The sequence below is a fragment of the Tenacibaculum sp. IB213877 genome, from assembly GCF_034043975.1.
GTDB lineage: Bacteria > Bacteroidota > Bacteroidia > Flavobacteriales > Flavobacteriaceae > Polaribacter.
On the sequence record NZ_JAXCHH010000040.1, the window covers coordinates 1 to 745 of the forward strand.

The following is a 745-nucleotide window of genomic DNA, read 5'->3' on the forward strand; positions in this document are numbered from 1 at the left end:
TGTAGCGTGTGTAGGCAGTAATGAAGGCGCATTTGATTTTGATTTCAGTGTAAGTTCACCATACACAGGAAACTATAACTATGATGTTATTGATAATGCTACAAGTATCTCAACAGGTATTACAGGAACAGGAATTGGAGGTACAGCAGTAAGTATTACAGGATTATCAGCAGGTACTTATTATGTACAAGTAACGATGACCGATAGTCCATTCTGTCCGGTAACTTCACCAACGGTAACTATAGATGAGCCAACAGTTCCATTAGCATTAGCAACAACTCCAGTAGGTGTAAGTTGTTTTAATGGAGGAGATGGTAGTATCACTGCTACCGGATCAGACGGTTGGGGAGGTTATACCTATAGTTTAACTCCAGTAACAGGAACATCACCAGCAGTAGCATTTAGCAGTAATAACGTATTTAATAATTTAACGTCAGGTACATATGATATTACTGTAAGAGATGCAAACGGATGTGAGGTAACAGTAACAGAAACCGTTGCAAATACTACTTTAGTTGAATTTACAGTAGTAAAAGATGATAATTCATGTGATAGTAGCACAGGCGGAAGTATTACGGTAACTCCAAGTGGAGGAACAGGTACATATACCTTCACCTTAACTAACACAGTTACTAGTGCCATAGTATCAACGGCAAGTGGCACAGCAGCACATACCTTTACTAATGTAGCAGCAGGCGATTATTCAGTATCCGTAGTAGATAGTAACAACTGTCCAGGAACAGCA

General features: G+C 39.3%; 1 protein-coding gene. It reads left to right on the forward strand.

The window, feature by feature from the left end:
* On the forward strand, positions 1 to 745 hold a 745-nt coding region (locus tag SLH33_RS12990), incomplete at both ends, for a SprB repeat-containing protein (RefSeq protein ID WP_320419544.1).